Origin of the sequence: Nocardioides sp. REDSEA-S30_B4, assembly GCF_001627265.1 — a bacterium.
Classification (GTDB): Bacteria; Actinomycetota; Actinomycetes; order Propionibacteriales; family Nocardioidaceae; genus Nocardioides.
Map to the genome: position 1 here is coordinate 19,919 of NZ_LUPI01000038.1, position 22,552 is coordinate 42,470.

The 22,552-nt window shown below is 65.8% G+C and carries 20 protein-coding genes and 3 pseudogenes; 18 read left to right on the plus strand and 5 right to left on the minus strand.

Going from position 1 to position 22,552, the window contains the following annotated elements:
- Positions 1 to 75: 75 nt before the first annotated feature.
- The 6 genes from A6R01_RS18285 to A6R01_RS09215 all read left to right on the plus strand — a co-directional run bounded on the left by A6R01_RS18285 (position 76) and on the right by A6R01_RS09215 (position 5,977).
- Positions 76 to 219 (plus strand): helix-turn-helix domain-containing protein, encoded by a 144-nt coding sequence (locus A6R01_RS18285; protein ID WP_366925100.1) that lies wholly within the window; start codon positions 76 to 78, stop codon positions 217 to 219.
- 72 nt (positions 220 to 291) lie between these two features.
- Positions 292 to 903 carry a branched-chain amino acid ABC transporter permease gene (locus tag A6R01_RS09195; protein WP_292605145.1) on the plus strand — a complete coding sequence of 204 codons (612 nt, stop codon included), beginning with the start codon at positions 292 to 294 and terminating at the stop codon, positions 901 to 903.
- The gene (locus A6R01_RS09200; protein WP_292605146.1) at positions 900 to 3,005 is read left to right on the plus strand and encodes a branched-chain amino acid ABC transporter ATP-binding protein/permease; all 2,106 of its coding nucleotides are present in this window, start codon (positions 900 to 902) and stop codon (positions 3,003 to 3,005) included. Before A6R01_RS09195 ends, A6R01_RS09200 begins: the two co-directional genes overlap by 4 nt.
- Positions 3,002 to 3,697: an ATP-binding cassette domain-containing protein gene (locus tag A6R01_RS09205; RefSeq protein WP_292605147.1), complete on the plus strand. Its 696-nt coding sequence runs from the start codon at positions 3,002 to 3,004 to the stop codon at positions 3,695 to 3,697. Before A6R01_RS09200 ends, A6R01_RS09205 begins: the two co-directional genes overlap by 4 nt.
- A 108-nt stretch (positions 3,698 to 3,805) precedes the next feature.
- Positions 3,806 to 5,029: an ABC transporter substrate-binding protein gene (locus tag A6R01_RS09210; RefSeq protein ID WP_292605148.1), complete on the plus strand. Its 1,224-nt coding sequence runs from the start codon at positions 3,806 to 3,808 to the stop codon at positions 5,027 to 5,029.
- A 138-nt stretch (positions 5,030 to 5,167) separates the two neighbouring features.
- Positions 5,168 to 5,977, plus strand: a complete 810-nt coding sequence (locus tag A6R01_RS09215) for a nuclear transport factor 2 family protein (RefSeq protein ID WP_292605149.1) — start codon at positions 5,168 to 5,170, stop codon at positions 5,975 to 5,977.
- 197 nt (positions 5,978 to 6,174) lie between these two features.
- On the opposite strand, the pseudogene A6R01_RS18290 reads toward A6R01_RS09215, so the two are convergent.
- A pseudogene (locus tag A6R01_RS18290) lies at positions 6,175 to 6,558 on the minus strand (hypothetical protein); the annotation flags it as partial.
- Positions 6,559 to 6,746: 188 nt separating this feature from the next.
- Here A6R01_RS18290 and A6R01_RS09220 point away from each other — a divergent pair.
- Positions 6,747 to 7,397 (plus strand): hypothetical protein, encoded by a 651-nt coding sequence (locus A6R01_RS09220; RefSeq protein ID WP_292605150.1) that lies wholly within the window; start codon positions 6,747 to 6,749, stop codon positions 7,395 to 7,397.
- Between the two features lie 19 nt (positions 7,398 to 7,416).
- Positions 7,417 to 7,839, plus strand: a pseudogene (locus A6R01_RS09225) (nicotinate-nucleotide diphosphorylase (carboxylating)); the annotation flags it as partial.
- A 60-nt stretch (positions 7,840 to 7,899) separates the two neighbouring features.
- Here the strand turns inward: A6R01_RS09225 and A6R01_RS09230 are convergent.
- From A6R01_RS09230 to A6R01_RS09245, 4 genes are all read right to left on the minus strand, one after another.
- Positions 7,900 to 11,298, minus strand: a complete 3,399-nt coding sequence (locus A6R01_RS09230) for a pyruvate carboxylase (RefSeq protein ID WP_292605151.1) — start codon at positions 11,296 to 11,298, stop codon at positions 7,900 to 7,902.
- Positions 11,299 to 11,419: 121 nt separating this feature from the next.
- Positions 11,420 to 12,385 (minus strand): VOC family protein, encoded by a 966-nt coding sequence (locus A6R01_RS09235; RefSeq protein WP_292605152.1) that lies wholly within the window; start codon positions 12,383 to 12,385, stop codon positions 11,420 to 11,422.
- The gene (locus A6R01_RS09240; RefSeq protein WP_292605153.1) at positions 12,378 to 12,803 is read right to left on the minus strand and encodes a carboxymuconolactone decarboxylase family protein; all 426 of its coding nucleotides are present in this window, start codon (positions 12,801 to 12,803) and stop codon (positions 12,378 to 12,380) included. Before A6R01_RS09240 ends, A6R01_RS09235 begins: the two co-directional genes overlap by 8 nt.
- Positions 12,796 to 13,209 carry a carboxymuconolactone decarboxylase family protein gene (locus A6R01_RS09245; protein WP_292605154.1) on the minus strand — a complete coding sequence of 138 codons (414 nt, stop codon included), beginning with the start codon at positions 13,207 to 13,209 and terminating at the stop codon, positions 12,796 to 12,798. Before A6R01_RS09245 ends, A6R01_RS09240 begins: the two co-directional genes overlap by 8 nt.
- 321 nt (positions 13,210 to 13,530) lie before the next feature.
- Here A6R01_RS09245 and A6R01_RS09250 point away from each other — a divergent pair, with 321 nt between their 5' ends.
- The 10 genes and pseudogenes from A6R01_RS09250 (at position 13,531) to A6R01_RS09290 (ending at position 22,548) form a co-directional block, all read left to right on the plus strand.
- Positions 13,531 to 14,574 (plus strand): Rid family hydrolase, encoded by a 1,044-nt coding sequence (locus A6R01_RS09250; RefSeq protein ID WP_292605155.1) that lies wholly within the window; start codon positions 13,531 to 13,533, stop codon positions 14,572 to 14,574.
- An 11-nt stretch (positions 14,575 to 14,585) separates the two neighbouring features.
- Complete coding sequence (locus tag A6R01_RS09255) at positions 14,586 to 15,365, plus strand: SDR family NAD(P)-dependent oxidoreductase (protein ID WP_292605156.1); 780 nt, start codon at positions 14,586 to 14,588, stop codon at positions 15,363 to 15,365.
- Between the two features lie 157 nt (positions 15,366 to 15,522).
- Complete coding sequence (locus A6R01_RS09260) at positions 15,523 to 16,086, plus strand: YceI family protein (RefSeq protein WP_292605157.1); 564 nt, start codon at positions 15,523 to 15,525, stop codon at positions 16,084 to 16,086.
- Positions 16,083 to 16,823, plus strand: coding sequence for an isochorismatase family cysteine hydrolase (locus A6R01_RS09265; protein WP_292605158.1), 741 nt, complete (start codon positions 16,083 to 16,085; stop codon positions 16,821 to 16,823). The genes A6R01_RS09260 and A6R01_RS09265 overlap by 4 nt, the downstream gene beginning before the upstream one ends.
- A complete protein-coding gene (locus A6R01_RS09270; protein ID WP_292605159.1) occupies positions 16,820 to 17,629 on the plus strand; it encodes a fumarylacetoacetate hydrolase family protein in 810 nt (269 codons plus the stop codon). The genes A6R01_RS09265 and A6R01_RS09270 overlap by 4 nt, the downstream gene beginning before the upstream one ends.
- A gap of 110 nt (positions 17,630 to 17,739) precedes the next feature.
- Positions 17,740 to 18,087: an ester cyclase gene (locus tag A6R01_RS18295; RefSeq protein WP_366925101.1), complete on the plus strand. Its 348-nt coding sequence runs from the start codon at positions 17,740 to 17,742 to the stop codon at positions 18,085 to 18,087.
- Between the two features lie 120 nt (positions 18,088 to 18,207).
- A complete protein-coding gene (locus A6R01_RS09275) occupies positions 18,208 to 18,864 on the plus strand; it encodes an NAD(P)H-dependent oxidoreductase (protein WP_292605160.1) in 657 nt (218 codons plus the stop codon).
- 136 nt (positions 18,865 to 19,000) lie between these two features.
- Positions 19,001 to 19,765 (plus strand): GntR family transcriptional regulator, encoded by a 765-nt coding sequence (locus A6R01_RS09280; RefSeq protein ID WP_292605171.1) that lies wholly within the window; start codon positions 19,001 to 19,003, stop codon positions 19,763 to 19,765.
- Positions 19,766 to 19,895: 130 nt separating this feature from the next.
- A pseudogene (locus A6R01_RS09285) lies at positions 19,896 to 20,584 on the plus strand (transposase); the annotation flags it as partial.
- A gap of 503 nt (positions 20,585 to 21,087) precedes the next feature.
- Positions 21,088 to 22,548 carry an ABC transporter substrate-binding protein gene (locus A6R01_RS09290; RefSeq protein WP_292605161.1) on the plus strand — a complete coding sequence of 487 codons (1,461 nt, stop codon included), beginning with the start codon at positions 21,088 to 21,090 and terminating at the stop codon, positions 22,546 to 22,548.
- Positions 22,549 to 22,552 lie beyond the last annotated feature (4 nt).

Consider the following 22,552-nt stretch of genomic DNA (forward strand, 5'->3'; position numbering starts at 1 on the left):
CGACCTGCCCGCGTCCGCGTTCTCCCAGGGCTCGACGACTAAGGCCTCCCGGCCCGCGGGATTTGTTTGGCGGTGATGATCCCGCCGTCTGAGGGGCGCGTTCCCCTCTCGCGGGCGTCGCAGCGCACAGGGCTCAACCGCGCATCTGTACACAGGTGTGTGCGCACAGTGAGGCGCAGAGCCCGGAAAACGTCGCTCCCGTGCGCTCAACACTCTTGACGGAATGTGATTCTGCATACAGAGTGAGCGGCTAAAGAGGCGCTCGCATAGGTAGTTGGAGGACAGCGCAGCATGAACGAGTTCATTCAGTTCGCAGTTATCGGCGTCGCCATCGGAGCCGTCTACGCGCTGCTGGCCCAGGGCCTCGTGCTCATCCACCGCGCATCCGGGGTCGTGAACTTCTCGCAGGCGGCGTTCGCCGTTGTTGCCGGCTTTACCTTCGCGGCGCTCACACAGTCCTCCGGATGGGGAGCGTGGACAGCATTCGGGTTCCTGACGGCGATGGGCTCTATCGCAGGGGTAGTGGTCTACGTCGTCGCCATCAGGCCGTTTCGCGATGTTTCGCAGCTCACGCGGATCGCGGCAACGCTGGCGGTGCTCCTAATCGCGCAGGCGCTCGCGACGCTCAAATGGGGCGCGACCAGCGTGTTGGTGACGCCGTACCTCTCGTCGCGTCTCGTCGAGCTCGGTGGCGTGGTCATCAGCGTCGGTCAGATCACCCTCGCCGTCATCGCCTGTGTCCTGACTGTCGTTCTCTGGGCCGGGATGCGCTTCACGCTGCCGGGCATCGCGATCCGAGGAGTGGCCGAGAGTCGGCGAGCGACCGCAGCTCTCGGATGGTCCCCGGAACTACTCGCAGCCGGCTCGTGGGCACTGGCGGGGGCCCTCAGGTCAATCAGATGACCCTGCTGCTCGTCCCGGCGCTCGCCGCCGCACTGTTCGGCCGATTCTCCTCGTTCCCAATGACGCTCGCCGGCGCGATGGGCATCGGCATCGCCCAGGCAGAGGCCAGCAACTACGTGCATATCCAAGGTGCTTCCGATGCGCTCCCACTCTTGGCAATCGTCATTGTCCTCATGGCGCGCGGCCAGGGGATCCCAATGCGCGGACAAGTGGCCGAACAGTCCGGAAAACTAGGCACGGGGTGGATCTCGCCTCGCATCGTCATTCCTTGCGTTGTAGTCGTGGCAGCCCTCATGCTCACCACGTTCTCGCCGTCGCTCAACGACGCACTGACGGCCTCGATCGCCTTCGCCATCGTGCTGCTGTCAGTCGTTGTGATGACCGGCTACTGCGGGCAGCTCTCGCTCGCGCAGCTCTGCTTCAGTGGACTCGCCGCGCTCGTGGCGGGGCGACTTGTGGCGTTCTCGGGCGTGCCGTTTGTGCTCGCGGCATTGATCGGTGTCGTCGTGACCGTGCCGATCGGTCTGGCGTTCGCGATTCCCGCGCTACGCACTCGGGGAACGACGCTTGCAATTCTCACGCTTGCCATGGGTTCCGCCGTGACCCAAGTGGTGTTCAACAATGCCGACATCATCGGAGGCGTCAACGGCACTGCGGTGGGTCCCCAGACCGTCTTCGGCATACCAATCGACAGTGTCAATCACTCTGGTCGGTACGGCGTGGTCGCTCTCCTGCTGTTCGGCGCGTGCGCGGTCATGGTGGCGAACGTGCGCCGAAGTCGAGTCGGTCGGCGCCTGCTCGCAGTGCGAGCGAACGAGCGAGGCGCGGCCGCCCTCGGCATCAACGTGTACTCGGCGAAGCTCTACGCCTTCGGTCTCTCGTCTGCGATCGCCGCCGTGGGCGGGATCATGATCGGCTTCCAGTTCGAGACGATCGTCTACACAAGTTTCGATCCCTTCCAGTCGATCCTTGTGACCGGCTACGCCGTGATCGGCGGTGTGGGATACGTGAGCGGCGCGGTCCACGGTGCAGCGTTCGCTCCGGGTGGGGCCGGCGCCTGGATCCTCCAGGGCTTCGGCGCAGACGTCGAACGATACGTTCCCCTGATCGGAGGCGTGGGCCTCCTTCTCATGCTCCTGCAGAATCCCAATGGGCTCGCGTTTGGCGGTGCACGTCTAGCAGATGCAATCCGTGCGCGTGCCCGTAGCGGTCGTGGACGTGCAACGATCACAGCGTCCATGCCGGACGCCACCATCGAGAAGGTGCGGCCAGCACTGCTCGAAGTGCGTGACTTGGTCGTGCGCTTCGGAGGCGTCACCGCGGTCGACAACGTATCGCTGACACTTAGGCCGGGTCGAATCTCAGGCCTGATCGGCCCCAATGGGGCCGGCAAGACCACAGTCATCGACGCCATTACGGGATTCGTTCGCCCGTCGAAGGGAACCGTGACCCTCGACGGCAAGCGGATCGAAAAGTGGTCGGTCCATCGTCGTGCCCGTGCCGGAGTGAGCCGGTCGTTCCAGTCGCTCGAGCTGTTCGAGGGCATCACGGTTCGGGAGAACCTCTTGGCCGCCTGCGAGCCACGTGATGCGAGCGCGTACGCCACGAGCCTCGCATGGTCCGGCCGAGGAGAACTCTCTGCTGCCGCCTGTTCCGCCATCCGAGAGTTTCAGCTCGAGGAGTACCTCGACAGGCATCCCTCCGAACTTCCCTACGGTGCCCGCCGACTGGTTGCGATCGCCCGGGCGATGGCATGTGAGCCGTCGACGCTTCTCCTCGACGAGCCGGCCGCCGGACTCGACGAGCAGGAAGCGGCCGAGATCGCGCGACTCGTCCGGGGTCTAGCGACGAGATGGGGGATCTCGATCCTCCTCATCGAGCACGACGTCGACTTCGTGATGAAGGTTTGCGACGACATCACTGTCCTCGACTTCGGCTGCCAGATCGCTCACGGAACGCCAGACGAAGTGCGCCGAGACCCGCGTGTCATCGCGGCATACCTCGGCACCACTGACGTCGAAGTCGAAGAGCACGTAGGCGCCACCGCCGGCTCACCAGATGACGTCGGTGACGTCGTCGTGCGTGAGAGGAGGGAGGGATGAACGAGCTGCTTTCGGTCGACAACCTCCAGGCCGGCTACGGCGATCACCCGGTCGTGCGCGACCTCTGTCTGCAGGTGCACGCCGGCGAAGTCGTCGCCCTTCTAGGCCCTAACGGGGCGGGCAAGAGCACAACGCTACTCACGCTCGCCGGAGACCTCTCGCCCATCGCGGGGGTCGTGCGCATGTTCGGGGCAGATTCGACCGACCCCCTACACCGCCGAGCGCGACGCGGAATGGCGCTCGTGACGGAGGAAAGGTCGGTGCTGATGGGACTCACCGTCGCGGAGAACCTCCGGCTCGGGCGCTGTGATGTCGCGCGCGCGATTGCACTCTTCCCCGAACTGGAGCGGCTGATGAACCGTCGCTGCGGGCTGCTGTCGGGTGGCGAGCAGCAAATCGTCACCCTGGCACGCGCCATTGCCCGCGAGCCACGACTCCTTCTCGCAGACGAACTGTCCCTTGGTCTGGCTCCGCTCGTGGTCCGCCGCTTGTTGGAAACAGTCCGCCAAGCAGCCGACGAAGACGGCATCGGTGCCCTACTCGTCGAGCAGCACGTCAGCCAGGTCCTGCGTATCGCGGACCGTGCCTACGTGATGGATCGCGGCCGAATCGTCTTCAGCGGCGATCCAGCGGATGTGGCTCGGCACATCGGTACCACAGGAATGTCAAGTAGCCACGGCGCGCAGCAATGAGCGCACGGCGATGAGCGCACAGCAACGAGTTGAGCGCGCGATCAGAAGGAGAGGAACAGAATGAACCCACTGAGTCGTCGAGCTCGTTGGCCTGGCGCGATTGCCGCCATGGTCGGCGTAGCCCTCACGGTCACTGCCTGCGGCGACGGAGGCTCTGAAGGCGGTGACGCCAACACCAACCAGGCGGGCCTCACCGGTGAACCCATCAAGGTGATGGTGACTGCCCCCCAGGGCAACCCGCTCGCAGACTTCCCCGGCGTCTTCGCAGGCGCGCAGGCCGCCGCGCTCGCAGTCAACGATGCAGGAGGCATCGGCGGCCGACCCATCGAGATCATCACCTGCAACAATGAACTCTCGCCCAACAAGAGCAAGTCGTGCGCCCGAGACGCTGGCAATGCCGGCGTGGTGGCCTATGCCGGATGGGACGCGCTCGCCTCGGTCGCCTACTCGACGCTGGCGTCCAAGGGCATTCCCTCGGTGTTGTCTGCGGTGAACGGCTCTGAATTCCAGACCGAGACCCAGTTCCCGGTGAGCGGCGGGCTGTTCGGCGAACTCTACGGCCAAGCGCTCGTAGCCGAGTCGGCCGGCGCGGAGACCGTGGCTATCGTCGCCGTCCAATTCCCGGGGGCCGAAGAGAACCTGCAGAACACCCAGGACGTCGCTAGGTCGCTGGGCGTCGACGTCGTTGACGTCATCGAAGTGGCGCCGACGCAAACGACCTTCTCCTCGACCGTCGAACAGCTGCGAGACTCTGACCCTGACATGGTTCTGATCAGCAACGGACCCCCGCAGAGCACGACGCTTGTGCAGTCGGCAGCCCAGCTTGGTTACACGCCGAAGTGGGGATACTTCGCTGCGCCGAACAACGAGCGAGACTTCAAGACCATCGCCCAGAACGCTGGCAGCGGAGCGCTCTGGATGGTGTCGGCATTGCCGCCAGCATCGGCCGGCGACCAGTTCCCGGGAATCTCGAAGTACAACGCCGAGATGGACAACGCCGCGGACAACAACATCGATAACGCGGACGCGGACAACCGTAACGAGAACTCGATCGATGCCTGGCTCCAAATCCACGCCCTTGCCGAAGTCGCGGCGACAATCACCGGACCGGTGACCAGCGAGTCGATGCTCGCCGCCCTGAAGACGACGACGGATCTGGATGTGGAAGGACTCGTCACGTGGTCGCCGGGCGGCGAGGGAACGTCTCGGTATCCGAAGTTGTCCGATGACATGGCCCTCTATGTCGGCCCTGTGGAGGACGGCGTGTACGCGCCCGAGTCGGACGAGCCCGTTCGCGTGCTCGACATCGCCGGGACAGCCACCGGTGGCTAGGCAGCTAGCTGCCTCGGCGAACCACGACACATGATAACAACCCGCGAGATGTCCGGCCCGTCGCCGACTTTGGCGACGGGCCGGATCGGCTGGGGATGCACACTCGCCTGCCCGCAGACGCTAGAAGAAGGAACAGCAATGACGAACCAGCACTCAGTAGATGACGTGATTCGCACCTACTTCGACGCCGTGCAACGGGGCGATCAGGAGCGCATCCGAGCGAGTCTCGCTGAAGACGCCACGTTCTGGATCCATGGCAACCTCCCGATCAGCGGTACGTACGAGGGTCGCGACGCGATCGTCGATGGGCTCTTCCAGGGAGCGCTCTCGCGCTTCGAGCCCGGCTCGCTCACTGTTGAACTGACGAGCACCTTCGTGTCGGAAGACCATGCTGCGGCCGAGTGGGTATCGCGTGCTCGCACGCCGACAGGGACTCAATACGAGAACTGCTGCAGCGGGATCTTCGTCGTTCGCGATGGCGTGATCACGTCAGTGCGCGAGTACATGGACACTCAGGCTGATGCCGAGAGTTGGCGTTCGGTGCCTGGACGCTCGGCCGGAGCGCCGACTAAGCTCAGGCCGGCCGGGATGGAGTCGATGCAAGGCACCGGCGTCGACGAGGCCCTGGGCTACTACTGGGAGCTGTTCGAGGACTGGTTCATTCCGCTCTTCGGACAGGAGCTTCCGGCTCGCTCGAAGCTCGACAGGAAGACGGCGGAACTCATCACGGTCGTACTCTGCGCTGTTCGTGGTGCGGAGGCGAGCCTCCACGCTCACGCTCGCATGGCGATTGAACACGGGGCCACGCTCGACGAGCTACGAGGCGTGATGCTGCTGACGATCCCGTCGATGGGTATCCCTGCTGCTCTCGAGGGCCTGGCCATGGTCGAGTCAGGTTTCCATGCATCAGCGGGCGCCGACGCAAAGGAGGTAGCGCCCGACTCGTAACGGCTGTGATGGAACGCGCGATCCAAATAGCACCGATGATTGTGCGCGGTCGGCCCAGCGGCGTGACCACGCGTCAAGGGGGCGAGGGCGCTACGTAGTTCCGCAGCCAGTGGCGTGATGGCAAGCCTGCCTTCGTCGTGTCGGGCGACCAGTCCCGCCTCCGAAAGCGCTCGGAGTCGTTGGTAAAGGACGTTCGATGACATGTCGTCGCAGCGGTCTTTGAGGTCAAGCGCGCGCATTGGTTCGTCGCCGAGCTCCCACATGACCCGCAGTGCCCATCTCCGGCCAGGAGGTCCATCGCCGCCGTGACTGGGCGACCCGTCGTCGAACCACGAACCGGGTGACCAGGGGTTGGGGTGGGGGGTGTCACACGATCTCCAGGGAACTTTGGGTTTAGAAATGTTGGCGTGCACGACGGGATTTCGGTTTCCGAAACAGGGGGATCCATCGTGCGCATCACTCCGCCGGCGGCACCGTTCGACCCGGAGGCGGCCGAGGCACTCGGGCCGATGATGCCGCCCGGCGTCCCCCGATCGCGCTGTTCCGCACGTTCGCCAAAGCCTAATGATGACCAAAGCCATGCAGGGTTGGGCGTACGAGCTGAGCCGCGATCTGTCTCACCGTGCGCGACCGCGAGATCCTCATCGACCGCACCTCGCCGCGTGCCGTTGCGAATACGAGTGGGGGTCCACATCGACTTCTTCGCGAGTCGGGTCGGCCTCACACAGGAGCAGATCACCTCCCTGACCCACGGAAGCGCGAGCGACCTGTGCTGGGCCTCGCCGCGCGACCGCCTCGTGGTCCGTGCAGCGGATGCACTCCACAACCACTCGACGATCTCAGTCTCGCTTCGGGAGCTGCTCTGCTCTCTGCCGAGGTCTACGAGGCCGAACTGCTCGACATTCTGCTGTTCTGCGGCTGGTACCACGCGATCTCCTTCGCTGCGAACTCCGCGGGAGTCCCGCTAGAGCCGAACGCCCCCACCTTCGAGAGTGTCCGCGCGACCGGAGGCGCCGGCTCTGCGCGAGACGCGCTGCGGCTCGCAGGCGCCGAACCGGACGCCGTGCTCAGTCTCCTTCGGGCAGCGATGGCCGAGGATCTCTCCGAAGCCGGCTACCTCACGTCGCTGGCCGTGGTTCCCTCCAACGTCCGCCTCGAGGTCGCCTTCACCTCCCGCCAGAACGGTGTCGCTTGCGGACTCCGCGTGGTAGCCCTCCTCTGCGAGGACATCATCGGCCCGTCTGTCACGCTCACGTCGTTGGTCGCAGACGGAGACCCGATCGCCCCTGGTCAGCAGCTGGCGTTTCTCCCGGCCCGCTCAGTAGTGGTAGCGGAACGAACGGCGCTGACCCACCTGAGCGGGATCGCGACCGCCACCCTGGGTCGACGCGGTCGACGGAACCGGCGTCGCGGTACATGACACCCGCAAGACCACACCGCTACTCCGCGCGCTTGAGAAGCACGCCGTGCGCTGCGGTGGAGGCACCAACTACCGCTACGGACTCTTCGACGAGATCGTCATCAAGGATAACCACATCGCAGCCGCCGGAGGCATCGCAAACGCACTCGGTGCGGTACCGGTGCAGAGCGAGGTCGAGGGCTTCGTCGAACTGGTCGAGGGTGTCGCCCACGGTGCCAGTCAGATCATGCTCGACAACTTCGCCGTGAACGATATGCGCGTCGCCGTGGAACGTGTACGAGCCTGCTCACGCGACGTGCGCCTCGAGGCCAGCGGGGGCTTCAGTCTCCGAGATGCCCGCGAGATCGCGCTGACCGGCGTGGACTCGATCTCCATCGGCTCCATCACCCATTCCGCGCCGGCAATCGACATCGGCCTCGACGCGTTGTCGGCAGCCAGATGAGGATGAGGAGCTAGCGCCTGAGGCGCGCCAGTGCGGTGCCCACGACTATGGCCACTAAGATCAACCGACGACGAGCACCAGGTCGCCGCCGTCGACGGCTTGGGTGCCGGGGATCGCGACTCGTTCGACCGTGCCCGCGACCGGCGCGGTGATCGAGGCCTCCATCTTCATGGCCTCGATGGTCGCGACCGTCTGGCCGACCTCGACCGTCGCGCCGGTCTCGACGATCACGGTCACCACGCCCTGGAACGGCGCGGCCACGTGGCCGGGCTTCGAGGTGTCGGCCTTCTCGGCGGCCGCGACCTCGGCGGAGACGCTCCTGTCGCGCACGGAGATGGGGCGGAGCTGGCCGTTGATGGTTGCCATCACGGTGCGGTTGCCGCGCTCATCGGGCTCGCTGATCGCCTGCAGCCCGAGCAGGATCGTCTTGCCCTCCTCGATCGTGACCTCGTGCTCGTCGCCGCGCCGCAGCCCGTAGAGGTAGTCGATGGTCGGAAGCACAGAGACGTCGCCGTGGGTCTCGCGGGCCTCAGTGAAGTCCTTGGTGGGTCCGGGAAAGAGCAGCTGGTTGAGGGTCTCGCGACGGACCCGGGAGCTGCCGACGGTGAGCGCCTCGGACTGCTCCGCGGTCACCTCGCCGATTGACGGCTTCCAGGTGCGGCCGGCCAGGGCCTTGGTTCGGAACGGGTCGGGCCAGCCGCCGGGCGGGTCGCCGAGCTCGCCGTGAAGAAAGCCGATCACGGAGTCAGGGATGTCGAACTTCGAGGGGTTCACGGCGAACTCGGCGGGATCGGCGCTGACGCCGACGAGCGCGAGCGCGAGATCGCCGACGACCTTACTGCTCGGGGTGACCTTGGGGATGTGGCCCAGGATGTCGTTGGCGGCGGCGTACATGTCCTCGACCTGCTCGAACTTCTCGCCGAGTCCGAGAGCGATGGCCTGCTGACGGAGGTTGGAGAGCTGGCCGCCAGGGATCTCGTGTCGGTAGACGCGGCCGGTGGGGGCGGGGAGGCCGGACTCGAACGGTTCGTAGACCCTCCGGGTGGCCTCCCAGTAGGGCTCGAGGGCGTTGACGGCGGCGAGGGAGAGCCCGGTCTCGCGGTCGGAGTGGTCGGTCGCGGACACGAGTGCGGAGAGAGCGGGCTGCGAGGTGGTGCCGGCCATGGATGCGCAGGCGGCGTCGACGGCGTCGACGCCGGCGTCGATGGCGGCGAGGAGGGTGCCGAGCTGGCCGCCGGGGGTGTCGTGGGTGTGGAGGTGGACGGGGAGGTCGAAGCGTTCGCGCAGGGCGATGACCAGGGTGCGGGCAGCGGGGGCGCGGAGGAGGCCGGCCATGTCCTTGATCGCGAGGACGTGGGCGCCGGCGTCGACGATCCGCTCGGCGAGCCGCAGGTAGTAGTCGAGGGTGTAGAGCGTCTCGTCGGGGCTGGAGAGGTCGCCGGTGTAGCAGAGCGCGACCTCGGCCAGTGTGGTGCCGGTCTCGCGGACGGCCTCGATCGCGGGGCGCATCTGCTCGACGTCGTTGAGGGCGTCAAAAATCCGGAACACGTCCAGGCCGGTGGCGGCGGCTTCCTGCACGAAGGCGCGGGTGACGGCGGTGGGGTACGGCGTGTAGCCGACGGTGCTGCGGCCGCGAAGCAGCATCTGGAGCATCACGTTCGGGACGGCCTGGCGCAACGCGGCCAGCCGCTCCCAGGGGTCCTCGGACAGGAACCGCAGTGCGACGTCGTAGGTCGCGCCGCCCCAGCACTCTAGCGACCACAACTCCGGTGTGGTCCGGGCGACGTGCCCGGCCACACCGAGCAGGTCGCGAGTGCGGACCCGGGTCGCGAGCAGCGACTGGTGTGCGTCGCGGAACGTGGTGTCGGTGACCGCGACCTGTGCCTGCTCGCGCAGGGCCCGCGCGAATGCCTCGGGTCCGAGGGCGAGCAGCCGCTGACGGGTGCCGTCCGGCGGCGGGACGCGCAGGTCGACCGGCGGCAGCTTCGAGGCGGGGTCCACGCTGACCGGCGCCGGCCCGTTCGGTTGGTTCACCGTGACGTCGGCGAGGAAGGTCATCAGCTTGGTGCCGCGGTCACCGGCGGCGCGGGCCTGGAGCAGCTGCGGGTGCGTCTCGATGAAGCTGGTGGTGACCCGTCCGGCCGCGAAGCTCGGGTCGTCGAGGACGGCCTGGAGGAACGCGATGTTGGTCGTGACGCCGCGGATCCGGAACTCCGCGATTGCCCGCCGGGCCTTGGCGACGGCGTCCCCGAAGGTCCGACCCCGGCAGGTGAGCTTGGACAGCATCGAGTCGAAGTGCGCGGACACCTCGGCGCCGGTGTAGGTGGTGCCGCCGTCGATGCGGACTCCGCCGCCGCCGGGGGAGCGGTACGTCGTGATGATCCCGGTGTCGGGGCGGAAGCTGTTGGCGGGGTCCTCGGTGGTGATCCGGCACTGCAGCGCGGAACCGCGGAGCTGGACGGTGTCCTGGGACAGCCCGAGGTCGGCGAACGTCGCGCCGGAAGCGATCCGCAACTGGGCTTGGACGAGGTCGACGTCGGTGACCTCCTCGGTCACGGTGTGTTCGACCTGGATGCGGGGGTTCATCTCGATGAAGACGTAGTTACCGTCGGGGTCAAGGAGGAACTCGACCGTGCCGGCGTTGCGGTAGCCGATTTCGCGGGCGAACCGCACCGCGTCGGCGCACATGCGGTCGCGCAGCTCGGGGTCGAGGTTCGGGGCCGGGGCGATCTCGACGACCTTCTGGTGCCGCCGCTGCACCGAGCAGTCCCGCTCGAAAAGGTGCATCACCTCACCCGCGGCGTCGGCCAGGATCTGTACCTCGATGTGACGGGGGTCGGTGACCGCCTGCTCGATGAAGACCGTCGGGTCGCCGAAGGCGCCCTCGGCCTCGCGCATGCAGGTCTCCACGGCCTCACGCAGGTCCTCGACCCGGTTCACCCGCCGCATGCCGCGGCCGCCGCCACCGGCGACCGCCTTGACGAAAAGCGGGAGCCGCAGCGTCTCCGCGGCCGCGACCAGGGCGTCCACGTCGGTCGACGGGTCCACACTGGCGAGCGTCGGGACGCCGGCCGCCTTGGCCGCCGCGATGGCGCGGGCCTTGTTGCCCGTCAGCTCAAGGATGGCCGCCGAGGGCCCGACGAAGGTGATGCCGGCGTCGGCGCAGGCCTCGGCCAGGGCCGGGTTCTCGGACAGGAACCCGTAGCCGGGGTAGACGGCGTCCGCGCCGGCGTTGAGGGCGACCTGCACGACCGCGTCCGGGTCCAGGTACGCCCGGACCGGGTGGCCGCGCTCGCCGATCTCGTAGGACTCGTCCGCCTTCAGCCGGTGCTCGGACCCGCGGTCCTCGTAGGGGAACACCGCGACAGTGCGCGCGCCGAGCTCGTACGCCGCGCGGAACGCGCGGATCGCGATCTCGCCGCGATTAGCGACCAGCACCTTCACGAATCCGTTGGTCACTGGAGTGCTCCTTGATCTCTCTCAAGAGAACGCGTCTTGCGCGCGCAGGGGTACCGACCACCGCTTGCCATGGCTGCAAGTCCAGCGACCCGGTTCGTCAAAACGATTCGCGACGTGCGTCTCAGACAACCGGCGTGGCGTGTGTATGAAAGGTCTCCGGGACATCCTGTCCCCACGCCGTGGAGCGAGCTTCAGATTCGGTGTTCCACGTCACGGGTTCCCAATCCGGAGCAGTGATGTGCAACCCGCCAAAAATGAGTTCGACGCGGTTTCCTCCGGGTTCGAGGACGTAGAGGAAGAACCCCTGCGTCCTAAGGTGCTTCGCCGGCCCGAACTCAATGGGCGTGCCCAGTTCCATGAACAGGTCGGCGGCTCGAAGGATTGCCGAGCTGTCCTCGACGGCGTACGCGATGTGGTGCAGGCGCCCATGTTGTCCCGCTACCGGTTCCCGAGTGATTGCCAGATCGTGCGCCTTGTTCATCAAACTCATCCACGCGCCTACTTCTGGTGCGCCTGGAGGGACAAGTCGCTCGCGCAGTTTGAAGCCCAGCGTGCTCGACATGAACTCGCGCGCTTCAGGAACACCGCCGGCCAAGACGTTCAAGTGGTCGATCCGAGCGGCGCCAACTCCCCGACTCACGGAACTCTGGGGCTGATTCAAGAGGTAGGACGTCGAATCTTCGGATGCAACGTAGCGTTCGGATTCGTAGTAGATCTCCATGAGCTGGCCACTGGGCGAGCGAAATTGGAACGCCGCTCCATGGCCGATGTCACCGTCGATCCATTCGCCAGCCACACCTTGGTTCCGCAGAGCGGACACCCTGCGTGCGAGCGCGGCGGCGCTGGTTGTACGCCATCCCACGTGACCGAGGCCAGCGACAGGGGCGGCGGTCAGTTTCAGTGTGCTGAGGTCATGGTCGCCCCAGCCCCTCAAGTAGACGCTGGATCCTGTTACGGCCACCATCGTGAGCCCGTACACCTCGAGGAAGAACGCCAGACTTTCGTCGAAGCGAGGTGTCAGCAGTTCAACGTGACCTAAATGGGCCAGATCGTAGATCGGTTCCTCCGCCGCCTGCGTCTCAGGCATGACCTTGGGTCTCCATCAGAGCGATGTCAGCCAACACTTGGGGTCCCCGGTTGGCGGCTGAGTATCCAGTGAAGAGGAAGGCCAGGTTGACGACCGCCTGCAGCTCGTCCCAGCTTGCACCGGCCCTCCGAGCGGCGAGGCCGTGGAGTGCCGCGGCATCGCTCAACTTCGAGTGGAGAACTCCGAAGAGAACGAGTTGAACCGTCTTTTGGTCCAAGGCCTCGGGGTACATCGCTAGATGTCGCAGTTTCTCCTGCGCGAGGAGCAGGGCGGGATCACGCTGTGCTTCTGCGTCGAAGCGTGCAGCGACACGTGAGGGGACGAAGCCGACGAGTTCTTCGTAGGTGGCGCGGAGGGCCGCAATCGTCTGCTCCTCATCCACGCTCGTCTGACGGATGCGGGACAGTTCATCACTCACTGTCGTTGCCTTCGAGTGGAATCGCGATGCCCTTGGCGGCGAAGACCGCCTTGGCGACATCGAGGCCGCGGATTGTGCGGGGGTGTCCTGCATAGATCGACACGTGGAAGATCGCTTCGATGATCTCAGCCGGGCTGACCCCGACATGGAGGGCTCCGCGCATGTGCGCGGTGAGCAGCTTTTCGGTATCGCCAAGCGCGGTCAGGACTGCCACGTTGATGAGCTGGCGTTGCTGATGCGACAGATCGGGGCGGCCGTAGACGTCCGCGAACCCGGTCTCTACAACGAACTTGAAGAAGTCCGGGCTGATCTCGCTGATCGGATTCCCAATCCTCGCGAGAGACCCGGACCCGTGGATCTCGTTCATGATTTCGATACCGCGGTCGTACTTCGTGTCCTGTGACATGCGAGTTCCTCCATTGTCGAAGTTGTGGCGGCGAGCTTCGAACTTCATCGAGCGCGCGCCCGGCGCTCGGCCTCCGCGCCGAAACCACATCCGAACTTGTCCGATCAGGCGTGCGCCGGACTGTTGTTCAGTCGCCGGCTTCGCTGCGAGCGCAGACCAGCAGCCCGAGATTCTGTACACAGAAGTCGAGGCAAGTCAACGCCCAACTGAGCGCGAACTCTGCGATTGACATGCCTGGATCTCAGATCTATGGTGGAAGAACTGCATACAGATAATGGAGGCACGATGAAGGCGATTAGGCCGCCGAGGACACCGCGGGGCTTGGCGTTCACCCCCGGCTACGCCCTCAACCCTGGGGCGCGGATCATCCCGTTGGGAGTGGTCACCCCCGAACGGGACGGTGCCGTCAATCCATCGATTGCCCAACAGACCGCGGACTGCCTCGCGAACGTTGACGACATGCTGGCCCGACTTGGCAACAGCGCTCGTGCCGTCAAGATGACGCTCTGCATGACCGACGTGAGAGAGGTCTGGGACAGCAACGCCGTCTTCGACAAGCACTACGCCAGCGACGAACGCCCGAATCCCGCCAAGACACTCCTTGAGGTCTCGGCCTGCTCGGTGCCGGGTGCACGTTTCGAAGTAGACGTCTGGGCGGTCGTTGAGCCCGACGGCGGCTCAGTGACTCGGGCCGGAGACGTGCGGGTTGCCCACGGGCAGGCCGGTGAAGCAGCCGGTGCTGGCCTCGAGGCTGAGTTGGAGAGCTGTGTCAATGCGATCGATCAGGCACTAGCCGCCTCGCGCGATGACCGGGCGCAGGTCGCAAGGCTCGCTGTGCACCTCGCCGACATGAGTGACTGGTCGCTCTGCCGGCAGATCCTGGAAAGGCAGTTCGACCCGGCTCAGACGGTGCTGGTGCCACTGGCGGTTACGAAGGTCGGCCAGGTGGGTGCCCGCGTTGAGCTCAGTGCCTGGACCGAAGGGCCTGCTCAGCCGGCCAACGCCGGCGATCCGACGATCCTTGCGATCTCCGGCAGCGCGGCGATTCCGATGTACATCGGCGGCGAGGCTTCGGATCTTTACAAGTATCGACCTGTGGCAGACATCCGCGATCAGGTCGAGGTCTGTCTGAACAACTACGCGAACATCCTCCAGACAGCTGGCTCCAGTTGGGACGACATCTTCGAAACAACTTGGCACCTCACTGACCGACGGGAATGGGACGCCGTTGCAGAGGTTGTCGAGAAGTGGTTTGGACGACCTGTCCCTAACCCCACGGTGATCGAAGTCCCCAAGTTCGTTCTCCCCGGAGTGCGAGTCGAGATTGATATGTGGGGAACCATCCCCGCTGGCGGAACGGCGTAGGGGCTGCGTCGATGGACATCGCCCAGAAGAGCGCCCTAGTCGTTGGCGGTTCACAAGGTCTCGGCGAAGCAACGGTACGTGCCCTTGTTGCCGCTGGCGCCTTTGTGGTTATCGCCGACGTGAACGAGGAGGAGGGCACTCGCCTTGCGGCCGAACTGGGTGACCGGGCGCTCTTCGTCAAGGCGGACGTCGCGGATGCCGGTCAGGTCGCGTCTGCGGTGTCCGTCGCTGCCGAGGCGGCAGGGGGATTGCGTATCTCCGTTTGCTGCGCAGGAATCACCGCGCAGCAACCCATCGCCGACGAGAGTGGGCCGCACTCTCTCCAGACGTTCGTCGATGTCATGAACGTCAACCTGCTCGGCACGTTCAACGTGCTACGCGAGGCGTCCGCGGCCATGGTCGCCAACGAGCCGAGCGTGAGTGGCGAGCGGGGGGTCTGCATCAATGTTGCCTCCATCACTGCCCTCGATGGGCCGCGGGGATCCATTGCCTACACGGCATCCAAGGCGGCCGTCGTGGGGATGACACTGCCGGCGGCACGAGATCTCGCCAGTACTGGCATCCGGGTCTGCGCCATCGCGCCAGGCACATTCGACACCCCAATGACCCGTCATGTCCCGGATGCTCTGCGCGAGCATCTCAGTGCCGCACAGATGTGGCCACAACGCTTCGGGCGCCCGGACGAGTTCGCAGCGCTCGTGTGCCATATCGCGACTAACGAGATGCTAAACGGCGAGACCATCCGTCTTGACGGCGCCGTGCGGGTCCCACCTATTCGGAAGAGCACCTAGCGTGCGTCCACCCTCGTCGCCGCACCGGTGGCGGAGTCATTCGTCAGTGGCTCCTAGCGCGTAGACGCATTGTGCGATCTCTACGCCGGGCAGGCAACTGATGCGGCGACCAATCTCGTAGTCCGTGGCAGCACACTTCGTTAGTAAGGATTCGATCGTGACTTCAACCACCACAGAGCCTTGGCCGGCGGTCGATGGGGTCTGGGAGCTGGACACAGTCCACTCTCGGGTCGCGTTCGCGGTCGACTTCGTCGCAGGCCCGTTCTGGGCCGAGTTCAGTGAGTTCGACGCGACCTTGGACGCACGAACGGGAGACATCAGTCTGGAGGGCAGCGCGCTCGCCGAGTCTGTCAACGTCACGTTGCCGCCGTTTCGCGCGCATCTTTTGGGCCCGGAGTTTTTCGACGCAGTCGATCATCCCCGCATCCTGTTCCGGTCGGAGCGTTGTGAGACGCAGGGCTCACAGCTGGATATGACGGCAAGCCTCTGTGTCCGGGGAGTGTGGCAGCAGTGTGTCGGTAGCGGGACCCTGTACGGCCCGGTCCGAAACCAGTTCGGTGCGGTTGTCGTGGGGGTCTCTCTCAGGGCTGACGTAGACCGACACCGGTTCGGTCTGGACTGGCAGGTCGCCCTGCCAGGGGGCAAAGGCGGGCTGGCCGACATGGTGCGACTGGAATCAGACCTTCAGTTTGTCTTCCGAGAGGACGAGGCAGTCTCATGACCGAAGTGCGTGGCGAGGCCGAACGACTCCACCTTGACGCGAAGCCGGCCGCGCTGGAAATGCAAGTCCAGCGCACAGCTGTCGTCGTCGTCGACATGCAGAACGACTTCTGCACACCCGGAGGGAGCGTGGAAACGGCGGGGTTTGATCTTTCGCTGGTGCGGTCCATCATCCCTGCTATCGCGGACGTGCTCAGTTGTGCACGATCCATCGGGCTACAGGTGATCTATCTGCAGCATGGTTACAGGCCGGATCTGTCCGACCTCGGCCCGCCGGAGTCGCGCAACGCAATCGCCCACTTGGCGGCGGGAGTAGGAACACCATTCGCCGCACCAGACGGCTCGATGGGTCGAATAGGCGTTCACGACACCTGGAACACTCAGATCATCGACGAACTCGCCCCGCAGCCCGGGGACGTCGTCATTCGCAAGAACCGCTTCAGTGGGTTTCACGACACGCCCTTGGAGTCGACCCTGTCGTCATCCGGTATCGAAACCTTGGTCGTCACGGGCTGCACCACGAGCATCTGCGTTGAAGCGCTCGTCAGGGATGCGATGTACCGCGACTATCGGCCCATTGTCCTTTCGGACTGCACTGCCGAGCCGCAGGGTCAGGCTAACCACGACGCCTCGCTGGCCATCATCGAGTCGACCCTCGGTTGGGTATCTGAATCGCGCCACCTGCACGCGGCCGCAGAAGCGCTTCGGCCAGGGCCTGAGACGGGAAGCCCGACATGAACGACTGGACGGTGCAGCGAGCTGCGATCGAGCTGCGCGAGCGTCAGACGCTCGCCCGTGCAGGAGGAAGGCTCGTGGACGTCTGGGAAGAACTCGATCTAGACGTCGCCTACGAAACCCAGACGGCCCTACTGCGCCACATGGAGCAGGACGGGGACGCGGTTGTTGGCGTCAAGCTTGGGCTCACATCGCCGGCGAAGCAGAAGCGGATGGGGATCTCGACTCCCCTCACTGCTTGGCTCACCGACGCGATGACCCTCCAGGACGGCGAAGCGCTGTCCCTAGACGGCCTGATCCATCCACGCGTCGAGCCAGAGATCGTCTTCGTGATGGGAGAAAGGCTAGAAGGTCCGGGGGTGACCGCAGGCCAGGCGTTAGCGGCTGTGCGTACCGTCCACGCAGGCCTCGAGGTTATCGACAGCAGATTCGCGGACTTCCATTTCACTCTGCCGGACGTGGTTGCGGACAACGCCTCCGCTGCGCGCTTCATGGTCAGCGATCGAGGCGTAGATCCGCGGTCTGTCGATCTTGCGGCGGAAGCCTGTCGGATCTCCCTCAATGGAGTGGTCGCGGAAACAGGAACAGGTGCTGACGTCCAGGGACACCCCGCCGAGGCATTGGCGCTCGCAGTCAACTCCCTGGGCAAGCGCGGGCTCGCGCTCGAGGCCGGGTGGATCATCCTCACAGGCGGAATCACTGACGCGGTGCCTTTCGGCCCCGGCGATCTAGTACACGTCGAGTTCGCAAACTTGGGCGCGCTGACCATGAGGAGCACAGGGAGCACAGGGTCGGGACGGCTCGACTGATGGATTCGAAGAGCCAGCGTGCGCCTGACCGAGAGGAATGTGCGCCGAACGCTCGAGGAGATTCGGCGCGCGACGAGCTCTCGAGAACGCCGACAGAGACCGTCCACTCGATGGTCCGGCTCTTCAACGAAGGTGACCTGGACGCAGCACAAGCTCTGCTCTCGCCGAGAGTGGTAAACCACGCCGCACCCATCGGTACTGACTCGGGATGGCGAGGATGGCGGGCGTTCTGGGAGTCCGTGCGACGCGGGTACCCGGACTTCCACGCTTCCATCGAGCAGACTTGCGAAGCAGGTGACATCGTCGCCACTCAGTACACGATGCGCGGCACGCACACTGACGAGTTCTTGGGCTCTGCAGCGACAGGACGGCGCTTCGAGGCACGCGCGATGGACATCATGAGGGTTCGTGATGGTCAGATCGTCGAACATTGGGGGGTCAGTGAGCCCTGGGGTTGATGACATCGAGCCGGCACAGGATCGGGCTCCGCGCACTGGCGTCCCACTCCGGGGTGCCTTCGGCGGGCCATTCCTACCTGGAGAAGCGCCTTCGATCATCCGCAGTGGGTGTGAAGGGGCGTGCTGACTCTCCTCCGCGTCGATGCGAGTCCACGGGACGCGCGCTCCCGTAGTCGCGCGCTGACCGCGCAGTTCGAGAATCAGTGGCGAACGCGTCATCCAGACGGGCGCGTGGTGATGCGTGACATAGCGCGAGATCCGCCACCGTTCGTCAGTGAGGCATGGATGGAGGGGGCCTTCGCGTCGGCTGATGTGCGGAGCCCTGCCGCTCTCGACGCGCTCGCGATCTCAGATGGCTATGTGAACGAGGTTCTGTGCGCAGACCACATTGTCATCGGTACGCCGATGTACAACTTCGGCTGCCCGGCTGTTCTCAAGGCTTGGGTTGATCAAGTCGTTCGAGTGAACCGTACGGTGAGGATCGTCGGGGGCGGCTTCGCCGGTCTGGCGACCGGTACATCGGTCTCGGTCCTCGTGGCCTGTAGCGGAGATCCGCGGCCAACGACACGTGGTGCAGCGACGAACTTTCTGGAACCGTATCTGCGCTCGGTCCTTGCGTTTATTGGAATCGACGACGTCGACTTCGTGTACGCGCACAGCCAGAACCCGATGACCGTCGACGATGCTCAGATGCACGCTGATCGTGCATTGAGTGAGGCGCGGGCAACCATCGAGCAACTCGTCGCACGGACTGCCGAACGTTGTCACCGCAGGTAGCCGTGGAGCTATCCCAAGTCGACGGCATTCTGTGTGAGTGGTCGTGGCTATATGCGGTGATCCGCGAGAGGACGGATAGACTGTCCACAGTGTCGCGACAGGCTACGAGACGATCGGAAACAAGAATCCTGTGGAGATGATCGATGCGCGCGCCGACGATGAATCGGTAGACCAGGCGCAGTCTGAGCCCTCGTCGGCGACGGCTTCACCGGGGTTCGACCTTTACGATCAGTTGCGCAACGACATTCTTGATGGTCGCCTTGCGCCTGGCACGGTCATCTCCCAGGTCCAACTTGCCAAGCAGATGGGGGTGAGTCGCACCCCACTGCGAGAGGCCATCCGCAGACTGCAGCAGGAGGGCCTGGTCGAGGCGGACTTCAACCGTCGCGCGCGCGTGGCTCAGGTGGATCCCAGCACGCTCGAGCAGATATTCACAGAACGGATCATGCACGAGACTCTTGCCTTGGGCGTGAGTCTGCAGCACATGCGGCCATCAGATCTGGATGAGATCGATCGGCTCTCGGACGAGATGCGTGAGTCGAAGACGGCCGGCAGGTTTGATGAATGGGATGAGGCTCACCGCGCCTTCCACCGGCAGCTAGCCCTGCGGGCGAGCGATCACTTGAGGAGTCGAATCTCGCTCCTCACGCAGCAAGGAGCCCGCTTTCGGCCGATGGCGGAGAACACGTCGGACAGAAGCTGGACCGCGTGGGACATCGACCACGAAAAGATCGCTCAGGCATGTCGTGAGGGGCGACGTCGTGACGCGATCGCGACTCTCGCGCGGCACCTTGCTCGCTCCGCAACGTCCTTGCTCGGCTCGGTCGCGCCGGAGTATGACGCCATCCAAGTTAGGACGATCCTCGAGATCGTCGCCGGGGACGTCTCCCTCGATCGTTAACCGCCGACGATTCGATCGCGCAGGTCGCTGCCCCACTGAACCGTGGCGCCGAGGTGACGTGAGGCGAGGCGAAGCCTGAAGCGCCCCAGGTTTGATGCCGCTGCTGTTCGAGTCCGGAAGGATGAACAGCATGCCGAAGAAGATCGATCCTGCTCTGAAGGAGCGGGCTGTGCGTCTGGTGCTGGAGCACCGGGGCGAGTACCCCACGACGACCGCCGCGGTTGCCGCGGTGAGCAAGCAGGTGGGGGTCGGCAAGGAAAGCCTGCGGCGTTGGGTCGCGCAGGCTGACATCGATGTCGGGGACCGCCCCGGTGTCTCGACGAGCGAGTCGGCCGCAAGCTCAAGGCCGAGAATCGTCCGCTGCGTGAGGACAACGAGATCTTGAAGGCGGCCTCGATTTTCTTCGCCGGGGAGCTCGACCCCCGCAACCGCTGATCGTCGCGTTCATCGACGGTCAACGTGCTCGGGGGCACGAGGTCGAGTCGATCTGCCGGGTCCTGCGTGAGCAGGGTCTGCAGATCGCCGCGCGCACCTACCGCTTGTGGCGCCGGGCCAACCAGCGGGTCGCCGAGCGGACCGTGTCCGATGCCGTGGTCGTCGACGCGGTCCGGGACATCGCCTGGACCCTCAACGCCAGGGGTGAGCGGGTGCTGGCCCCAGAAGGGCTCTACGGGCGCCGCAAGATGACCGCCTACGTGCGTCGCACCGCGGTCCCCCGGCGCCTCTGCCGGGGCGGTGGACCGGGCGATGCGCACCCTGGGCCTGGAGGGCGTGCGGCGGGTCAAGAAGGTTCGCACCACCATCCCCGACAAGGATGGGAAGGGGTCTGTCGAGAGGCTGGCGACCGGCTCAACGCACGAGCCTCGTCTGACTACGGATCAGATGGTCTAGCGCTCTTGCTGCAGCGCCGTTTGTGGAACTCCGTGGCAGCGGGCTGCGTATGGGGCCGCGCGCCGTGGTCAGGTGCCCCCGACGTACCCCCGCCGCGCAACACGTCCCGTTCCTGCCATTGCACGGCTGCCACTTTAGGCGTGCGGCAGACGCAGAAGGTTGGGGCAGGGCCATTCGCAATGAGAAGGTCAGGGGTTCGAATCCCCTCAGCTCCACCGAAGATCCAGGCCCGACCGACGACCTCGGTCGGGCCTGAGTCGTTCCTGGCCCCTGCTCACCCCGACCCGGCCCGTCTCGTGTGGCCCAGCCCGGGCCAGGGACCGCGCTGAGCCACACGAGGCGGGGCGGGAGGGCCGTGACCCGAGCGCACCCCCGTCGTTGACTGTGACAGCCGTCACCTCGGCGGCGTCGCTCCCTCCGGAGGTCCCTGCGTGCGCGTGATCGTCCTGGTGCTGGGACTCGTCCTTGCAGCGCTCTTCTCCGCCTGCGGCTCCCAGCTGCACCCCGACGACGTCCGGGCGGTCGGCCAGACCGGCACCGGCACCGCGGTCTCCGGTGCGGGCGCCGACGTCGGGGGCGGCACCACGACCTCGGTCGACGGCAGCAGCGGTGGCGGTGGGGACGTCTCCACGGCCGGCGGCTCGGACGGCGGCACGACCTCCTCCACCGGTGGCGGCACCAGCAGCTCGGGCGGCGGGCCGTCCGGCGGCGACGACGAGGCGGGCGACCCGACCGGCGGCACGAGGGCCGGGTCCTGCGACGGGTTCGAGAACTCCACGGGCATCACCGACAAGGAGATCGTCGTCGCGAACTCCTCCGACCTCTCCGGCCCGGTGCCGGGTCTCTTCGAGTCCGCCCGGCTGGCGACCGCTGCCTACCTGGCCTACTTCAACTCCCGCTCCGACGTGTGCGGTCGCAAGCTGACGCTGCTGGAGCTGGACAGCAAGACCGACTCCGCGGGCGACCAGGCGGCCTACACCCGCGCCTGCGCGGAGTCCTTCGCCGCGGTCGGCTCGGTCTCGATCTACGACGCCGGTGGCGCGCGCACGACCCAGGAGTGCGGCCTGCCGGACCTGCGGGCCAACATCCTGACCGAGGGGCGCGCGGACTGCACGACCTGCTTCTCCGCGCAGGCGCTGGAGCCCGGCGTCATCACCGACGCGGCGTACCAGTTCTACACCAAGCAGAACAAGGCGGCCACGCAGTCCGCCGCCTTCCTCTACCTCGAGCTCGGCGGGTCGCCCGACCTCGCCAAGAGCTTCTCCGAGACCGCCGAGTCGGTGGGCTTCCAGGTCAAGATCCTCAAGGGCATCGGCACCGCGGAGTTCAACTACGCGCCGTTCGTGCAGGAGATGAAGGACAAGGACATCCGCTTCGTCTCCTTCACCGGCGCCACCATCCAGGCCGTGCGCCTGGCCGACGCGATGGCCCAGCAGAACTTCGAGCCCGACCAGTTCGTGGTGACCCAGACGCAGTACGGCCCGGAGTTCCACGAGCAGGGCGGCGCGAACGTCGACGGCGCGATGGCGCCGGTCCCGCACCCGGCCTTCAACTCCGGCAACCCCGAGATCACCCAGTACGTCCAGTGGCTGCAGCGGGTCAAGCCCGGTGCGTCGCCCAGCACCTTCGGCCTCTTCGCCTGGTCCGCCGCCCGGCTCTTCGCCGAGCGGGCCGTGGCCCTCGGCGGGAAGCTGAGCCGCGAGACGCTGCTGGCGGAGATCCGCAAGGTGGGCTCGTGGACGGCCGGCGGGATGCACGCGGAGATGAACGTCGGCGGCAAGAAGTCCTTCCCGTGCCAGACCGTCGTCCAGCTGCAGCAGGGGGAGTGGCAGCAGATCTCCGGCAAGGGCTACACCTGCGGCAACCTCGTGCGTACGTCGGTGGCCCGCTGACCCC

Coding starts and splice junctions, on each gene's coding strand:
- A6R01_RS18285 (WP_366925100.1), top strand. CDS start 76: ATGATCCCGCCGTCTGAGGGGCGCGTTCCCCTCTCGCGGGCGTCGCAG.
- A6R01_RS09195 (WP_292605145.1), top strand. CDS start 292: ATGAACGAGTTCATTCAGTTCGCAGTTATCGGCGTCGCCATCGGAGCC.
- A6R01_RS18295 (WP_366925101.1), top strand. CDS start 17,740: ATGGTCCGGCTCTTCAACGAAGGTGACCTGGACGCAGCACAAGCTCTG.
- A6R01_RS09255 (WP_292605156.1), top strand. CDS start 14,586: ATGGACATCGCCCAGAAGAGCGCCCTAGTCGTTGGCGGTTCACAAGGT.
- A6R01_RS09215 (WP_292605149.1), top strand. CDS start 5,168: ATGACGAACCAGCACTCAGTAGATGACGTGATTCGCACCTACTTCGAC.
- A6R01_RS09200 (WP_292605146.1), top strand. CDS start 900: ATGACCCTGCTGCTCGTCCCGGCGCTCGCCGCCGCACTGTTCGGCCGA.
- A6R01_RS09245 (WP_292605154.1), bottom strand. CDS start 13,209: ATGTCACAGGACACGAAGTACGACCGCGGTATCGAAATCATGAACGAG.
- A6R01_RS09265 (WP_292605158.1), top strand. CDS start 16,083: ATGACCGAAGTGCGTGGCGAGGCCGAACGACTCCACCTTGACGCGAAG.
- A6R01_RS09205 (WP_292605147.1), top strand. CDS start 3,002: ATGAACGAGCTGCTTTCGGTCGACAACCTCCAGGCCGGCTACGGCGAT.
- A6R01_RS09235 (WP_292605152.1), bottom strand. CDS start 12,385: ATGCCTGAGACGCAGGCGGCGGAGGAACCGATCTACGATCTGGCCCAT.
- A6R01_RS09270 (WP_292605159.1), top strand. CDS start 16,820: ATGAACGACTGGACGGTGCAGCGAGCTGCGATCGAGCTGCGCGAGCGT.
- A6R01_RS09280 (WP_292605171.1), top strand. CDS start 19,001: ATGATCGATGCGCGCGCCGACGATGAATCGGTAGACCAGGCGCAGTCT.
- A6R01_RS09210 (WP_292605148.1), top strand. CDS start 3,806: ATGGTCGGCGTAGCCCTCACGGTCACTGCCTGCGGCGACGGAGGCTCT.